Annotated in this window: 7 protein-coding genes; 2 read left to right on the top strand and 5 right to left on the bottom strand. The window is 44.2% G+C overall.

Features of this window, described 5'->3' with window-relative positions:
* Window positions 1-62 precede the first annotated feature (62 nt).
* Complete coding sequence (locus HMPREF1534_RS13400; protein WP_005938247.1) at window positions 63-2,036, top strand: portal protein; 1,974 nt, start codon at window positions 63-65, stop codon at window positions 2,034-2,036.
* Window positions 2,037-2,073: 37 nt separating this feature from the next.
* Here HMPREF1534_RS13400 and HMPREF1534_RS13405 read toward each other — a convergent pair whose 3' ends face one another.
* From HMPREF1534_RS13405 to HMPREF1534_RS13425, 5 genes are read right to left on the bottom strand one after another with little or no spacing between them, the layout of a single operon-like run.
* The gene (locus HMPREF1534_RS13405) at window positions 2,074-2,295 is read right to left on the bottom strand and encodes a hypothetical protein (protein WP_005938244.1); all 222 of its coding nucleotides are present in this window, start codon (window positions 2,293-2,295) and stop codon (window positions 2,074-2,076) included.
* Window positions 2,273-2,626, bottom strand: coding sequence for a hypothetical protein (locus tag HMPREF1534_RS13410; RefSeq protein WP_005938240.1), 354 nt, complete (start codon window positions 2,624-2,626; stop codon window positions 2,273-2,275). Before HMPREF1534_RS13410 ends, HMPREF1534_RS13405 begins: the two co-directional genes overlap by 23 nt.
* Window positions 2,627-2,650: 24 nt before the next feature.
* Window positions 2,651-4,747: a hypothetical protein gene (locus HMPREF1534_RS13415; protein ID WP_005938237.1), complete on the bottom strand. Its 2,097-nt coding sequence runs from the start codon at window positions 4,745-4,747 to the stop codon at window positions 2,651-2,653.
* The gene (locus tag HMPREF1534_RS13420; protein ID WP_005938235.1) at window positions 4,737-5,255 is read right to left on the bottom strand and encodes a rhomboid family intramembrane serine protease; all 519 of its coding nucleotides are present in this window, start codon (window positions 5,253-5,255) and stop codon (window positions 4,737-4,739) included. Before HMPREF1534_RS13420 ends, HMPREF1534_RS13415 begins: the two co-directional genes overlap by 11 nt.
* Complete coding sequence (locus tag HMPREF1534_RS13425; protein ID WP_258462187.1) at window positions 5,216-5,629, bottom strand: hypothetical protein; 414 nt, start codon at window positions 5,627-5,629, stop codon at window positions 5,216-5,218. The genes HMPREF1534_RS13420 and HMPREF1534_RS13425 overlap by 40 nt, the downstream gene beginning before the upstream one ends.
* A 141-nt stretch (window positions 5,630-5,770) precedes the next feature.
* On the opposite strand from HMPREF1534_RS13425, the gene HMPREF1534_RS13430 reads away from it, so the two are divergent.
* Entirely contained in the window at window positions 5,771-6,562 is a 792-nt protein-coding gene (locus HMPREF1534_RS13430; RefSeq protein ID WP_005938231.1) for a hypothetical protein, read from the top strand.
* Window positions 6,563-6,581 lie beyond the last annotated feature (19 nt).

Raw genomic sequence — 6,581 nt, 5'->3', positions numbered from 1 at the left:
AACATAGGATGATTGCCCGGAGCAGTATATTTGTTCCGAGCAATCATTAAAATGATAAAAATATGCATGTAAATAAAAGCGAAAGAAAATTGCTGCCAATGAGCCGTATAGCTCCGGGAAGAAATGATGCCGCCGAGATAGATACTGTTGTTTCTGCAAAACGTTATGGTGACCGCAGGGCATTTGACATTCTTATGGAAGCACAATACTATTGGAGCCAGATGGACGACTTTCGGAAAGACCGGGAGCGAAACAAACGCTATACCTATGGTTTCCAATGGGACGATATGATTTGTGTGGACGGAAAATCCATGAGCGAGGAAGAATACATTAAAAGTCAAGGCAACGTGCCTTTGAAAAACAACCTTATCCGTAGGCTTGTGCGAAGCGTGCTTGGCGTGTATCGAAGCCAAAGTAAAGAACCGACCTGTACCGCACGTGATCGGGATGAACAGAAACTTGGTGAAACGATGAGTACGATACTTCAATGCAACATGCAGCTTAACCGAATGAACGATGTATACGCCCGAACTATGGAAGAGTTCCTGATAAGCGGTTTTATCGTTCACCGTAAATCGTACGGTTGGCGTAATGGAAAAGAGGATTGTTGGACGGACTATGTACAACCCAATAATTTCTTTATCGACAACAACATGAGAGATTTCAGAGGTTGGGATGTTTCCGTGCTTGGAGAAGTTCACGACATTTCTTTCGGACAGTTGTGTGAACAGTTCGCATCAAGTCCGCAGGAATACAGACAATTGCGCGACATTTACAAGTGGGCGGCAAGGAAAGATTACATAGCCACATACGCGGAGCGTTTCGGGTATAGCCGCTTGGAGAACTACGATTTTCTATTCACAAGCGAGCCGGGACGATGCCGTGTGATAGAGATATGGCGCAAGGAGCAAAAACCGAGATACCGTTGCCATGACTACCAAAACGGCGATATTTTCAAAATAGACGAAGAAGATTACGCACAAGTGGTGCTTACTGAAAATGAAGAACGTATGCGTATGGCCAAGGAAGCCGGTATGCCGGAAGATGAGGTTCCGTTGATAAAAGCTACTTGGTTTGTGGACGATTATTGGTATTTCTATTACCTTTCTCCTTTTGGCGACATATTGAGGGAGGGGGAAACGCCTTACGAGCATGGAAGCCATCCATATGTTTTCAAGGCATATCCGTTCATTGATGGTGAAATCCATTCATTCGTTGCTGATGTAATCGACCAACAGCGATATACCAACCGATTGATAACCCTCTATGACTGGATAATGCGGGCGAGTGCCAAAGGCGTGCTGATGATGCCCGAAGATTGCTTGCCTGATGGTGTGAGCATTGACGATATTGCAGAGAGCTGGACGGAATTTAACGGTGTCATCGTATACAAGCCGAGCAAAAGCGGAAAAGTGCCGGAACAGGTGGCCAATAACTCCACAAATATAGGCATTGCGGAACTGCTTAATATGCAACTCAAATTTTTTGAAGATATATCGGGAGTTACGGGCGCATTACAAGGAAAGCCCGGGTATTCCGGTGAAAGTGCATCGCACTATAACCAACAGACAGAAAACGCCACGAAGTCATTGCTCGACCTGCTTGAATGCTTCAGTTGTTTTGTAGTGGACGGAGCATATAAGGATGTGAAGAATATGCAGCAGTTTTATGATAGCAAACGTGTATTCAATATTGCAGGTAAGAGTGGTGCACAAATCGAATATGACCCGAAGAAAATACGTGATGTAGAATTTGATTTAAGCATTACCGAAAGCACTTCAACACCGGCATACAGGCATCTTGCTAACGATATGCTTATGCAGTTGTACCAGTCTCAGGCAATCAGTGTAGAGCAGCTGCTTGAGCATGGAGATTTCCCGTTTGCAGATGAATTGTTGCAAAGTATCAAATCACAGAAGGAACAGTTGGAGCAGGGCAAAGTGCCCGATGGTCTTTCTCCTCAATTGCTTCAACAGGTCGAACAAGATGCAAATATAGATGCAGTAAATCAGTTACATAATGCAATGAGAACTTAAACCAAAGGGGCACATCATCACAGATATGCCCCTTTCTTTATTCTTTGGATAATTGGTCGCATTCAATCCATGTTTCTTCAGTATCATCAAAACGAACGGTACAACCGTATTTATCAGTATCTATATCTAATACAGTACCGCTTTTCCCATTATCATTGCACATCACCCGGTCTCCGATGTTAAACTTGTTGATATTGTCAAGTGCGAGCGGGTCATTGGTAAGTGTGGCAATGCCATCAATATTTCCGTACTTTCCCATTCTCTTTGGTATTTGAAAATGAATCAAGCCATGAGAAATACTGTTTTCGTTTCAATGCAATAATAGCAGAAGGAAGCATAGCTGAACCGTTTCCATAAGTCGTGCAGTAGAAGCATTCGCGTTCAAGGTCGCCCACAAACGTATTATGATTGATGTAGCCTTTCTGTTTCAACTTACGGAAATTCTTTCTATCCATAATGATAAGTTGACCTTTTTTCCCACCGGCAGGCATAACATAGTAACGTTCTCCAGTTTCTTTGTGTTTTTCGTCTGCCTGTCTGACTGCTTCACGTAAACGAAGCGAAGCTCTGATTTTTCTGAAAATGTTCATTGTTCCTTGTTTTTATAGTTAAACTTATATTGTAGCTGCTGAAACAGCTTTTTTCTTTTTGACAACAAATCGTCCGATACGAAGCACAATCTTTGGAATTTCCATTTCAAAGAAACATATATGCAAGCCTATGGCTCTTGTCATTAGCAAGTCATCATGTTTACCGGTAATCGCTCCGAAAGCTCCGTTCGGTTTTTTCTCGTAACACAAATATTCGTCCAGACAACGTTCGTCACGTTCTGTGTATAAATTCTCACGAATAACCTTGACTAAGGTTGATATAATCATCGGTTTGGTTGAGACATTGGTATGGAAGCCGTATTTGGTAGGCAATCCCTCGCGTACGGCTTCTTCGGACTGACCACGTGCATAGAGATTAGGGTAAATCTCTTTGATTTGATTAAGGATGAACTGTGACTGGTCGCCATCTACCTGCCGCTCCTTGTCATGCGTTTCCAAGGTGTTGCTTTCTATCACCAAGAGTGAATTGTCATAAAAAGCCGCTATTTGTGCCGCTTTCCACGCAAGCTGGTCGATGTCGCAATGTCCGTACCATTGTGCCACTACGACAGGCTTGCCACCATCAATCATAAACAGACGGTCAAGCACAAGAACAACAGAGAAGTCTGCTTTATTGGAACGTCCACCCACATCGACAATCGTGAGGTAACGATTTGTAACAACTTCCTTTTCATCTGTTTCCGGCAACTCCCAAATATGCAACAATCCCTGTTTGTCTTTCACAAAACGCAAGTTCTGCAAAGCGTTCTTGCCCTCATCCGCATCGGCACAGACTTCACCGACATATTTAGGCTTCTTGCAGGTCTTACGCATTGCATCGACCTTGTATTTGTCGAACACACGTGCTCCCGAATGTACGAAGGCTTCCACATCATCAGACGGAAATTCGGCAGCCATCTGCCCATGGTCATTGTACTTCCTGCGTTCGGCTATGTACCAATGGATAGCTTCGAGCGTAGCACCTTTTTCCCACAGCGACCAAAGATACTTACCGCATTCCTCACGTTCGGAATCTGTATTTTCATTGTCCCGATTCTGATAAAGCCATTCTGCAAAATCCCATTTTTCTTTGTCCGAATCAAAAGCGAGTGTATATTGCTCGATGTCGAACCATGAAACGAACATTGCCTCGAATTGGGATTTCCCTTCTTTTGCGGCAGTATATTCGCGATGAAAGAAGTTCCCGGTGCCATTTGCTGTGCTTTCATAAACAATCATGGTGTAGGGCTTGAGGAGAATACCCGAACAGGCGGAGCGCACAATGTCTTCCGGTTTCTTTCCCTCCGTAGCCTTCCATATTCCCACTTCGGAGAGATGTACAAGATTGTAATCACCGCCACGACACGAATCCGGGCGTTCAGCCGTACCAATCTTGATTTTGCAGTTACGCTGCGGAATACGCGATATACTTCCCGATTTTCCCACTCCTACAATCTTCGGCTCGTTCTCATTGTAGGCTTCATCAATTTTATAGAGCATTTCGACAGGATAACTTTTAATCATCCGGTCGAACATATCCTTGATTTCATCGGAGCCTGCGCCCTGATGTGCAATGATAAGTGAGTTTAAGCCGGTTTTGTGAAGCAACTGCAACCATGCCATATAAAGCTGTGAAGTGGTGGAACCACCCCATTGCCGTGCTTTAAGCAGGATGATGCGTATCGGTTTCCCTGCAATACGCAATTTCTCAAGCCGATCCACAAAACGCCGTTGAGGTCTTGTCAGACGAAACAGGACATCCTCACCACCGCCTTTGGCCTTGATATAGACAAATGTTGCCGCCCAAAACGGAAAATCCTCGCGGCTGCGTATTCGTACAAACTGCTCTATGACCTTCAAGCGATCATCCTGATTGTCTTCCACGCCCATGTAGTCCGTGAGGAATTTGGAAATAGAACCGGCTTCGATGAGTTGGCGTACAAGCGGTACTTTCATGATACGTTCCGGTAACCACTGGGTATGTATAGGAAAGTCACTGATGGTACACTTTACACGTTTACCGACAGAACCTTCTCCGGTAATTGGATTGAACTTTGCATATACAATCGCATTGCGGCGTTCATTCTCTGTCAATATGTCCTTGATGGTCTTATCTTTCATGGTGCATGATTTTAACAGGCTTGTTTAGCAGAGCCATGATGAGTCCCAATACATAACACCAAAGATGCAATACGGCATTTATGCCCGGAAACAGGAAGCCTGCCACAAGGTAAAACAGCATCCATAACTGATAATACCGTTTACGTAATACCTCAAACGATATTGAACCAAACAGGGCGAAAACTAATCCGGACAATCCTACCGTTGGCGAATCCATTGTCGTGAAATATCCAAGGGTATCAACTGGAACTGTAACGGCAATCATATAGGCTGACAGCAATCTTCCTATCCCAATATCGTAAATGAAAATAATCGATAATAAACACCATGAATTGAGCAAGGCATGAAACATATTCGTATGGAAAAACGGATACAGCAAGCGTCCTGGCATATTACTTCCAGCGTAAATGCCGACAGTTTGCCAATCCCATTCTCCTGAAAATGACAAACACACAATCATGGCAGAAATTAGGAGAGCCGTAATCTTCTCAACTTTTCTTGCATCCATCGTTTTTTAGCCTTGCATATCATCATCTTGGCACTACCCGGTGTGAGATAGAATTTCGGTGCGGGTTGAGCAATCACTTTAGCACACAGCTCAGAAATGGTAAGTTCCGGGTATTCTGATTTGAGAGCGACAACCCTTGTATGAATTTCCTCATACATTTCTTTCTTCAACGGCCGCATACCGCTTAAATCGTTCTCACCACTCATCATGACGGAAACGACCAATGCTGCACGAATATCGCTGACCCAAAACCTCCGGGACGGCATGTTTACAATTACTTTATACACTTCAGGCATACGGATATAATCACACGATGAAATGTATTCATCGTATGCTCTCATCAAGTCGTTCATACGCTCCATAGAGTATTCCATAACTGCTCCTTTATGCTTCATTTTTCTTCCCGTTATAGTACCAAAGTTACCAATAGAAGCGTAAAAAGATAAACATGACATCCTGCTTTCCCTGCCTATTTTTGTCTTGTAGAATCTGACTATAAATTAAATTTTTGAATTATGCCTAATAATACGGAAGTTAAGAGCAATCGCGAGCGATACACAGAGCGATTGAAAGCAAAGTATCCGGACAGAGAATTTGCCGATGATGAAGCGTTATTCGGTCAAATCAATGACGATTACGATGGTTACGACAAGGAATTGTCCGGTTACAAGGAACGTGAAAAAGCGCTGTCCGACCTGTTTGCAAGCAACCCGCAAAGTGCCGCTTTCCTTACTGACTGGAGAAAAGGCGAAGACCCTATCATCGGTATGGTGCGCAAATTCGGGGATGATTTCAAGGCTGCACTTGAAGACCCCGAAAAGCAGGAGGCACTTGCAGCCGCCAACAAGGAATTTGCGGAACGAATCGCCCAAGAGAAAGAGTACGAGGGAGAGTATCAGAAGAACCTCGACGAAACCCTGATCACCCTTGAAACCATGCAACAGGAAGAAGGACTGCCGGATGAGGACATCGACAGCGCAATGGATTTTCTTGTAGGCATTGTACGTGACGGAATCATGGGTAAGTTTACACGTGAAAGTATAGAAATGGCCATAAAAGCAATCAGGCACGACAGCGATGTGGAAGCTGCCGGACACGAGGGTGAAGTAAAGGGGCGCAACAGCAAGATTGAAGAAAAACTACGCAAAGCAGGCAAAAATGATGGTACAGCCGACCTTGCCGGTAAAAACGGTGGCGGCAGTGGCGGTTCACGACAGATGCCTGACCTCGGTGCAATCGGGCGTTATGATGGTACACAGAACATTTGGGAGCGTGGCGGTGAAAAACGCAAGGCGATAAACAGATAAATATAAACCAATTACATTT

It is taken from the genome of Phocaeicola massiliensis B84634 = Timone 84634 = DSM 17679 = JCM 13223 (assembly GCF_000382445.1).
Lineage (GTDB): Bacteria > Bacteroidota > Bacteroidia > Bacteroidales > Bacteroidaceae > Phocaeicola > Phocaeicola massiliensis.
The sequence above is the reverse complement of the archived record's forward strand: the minus strand, read 5'-3'. Positions and strand labels throughout refer to the sequence as shown.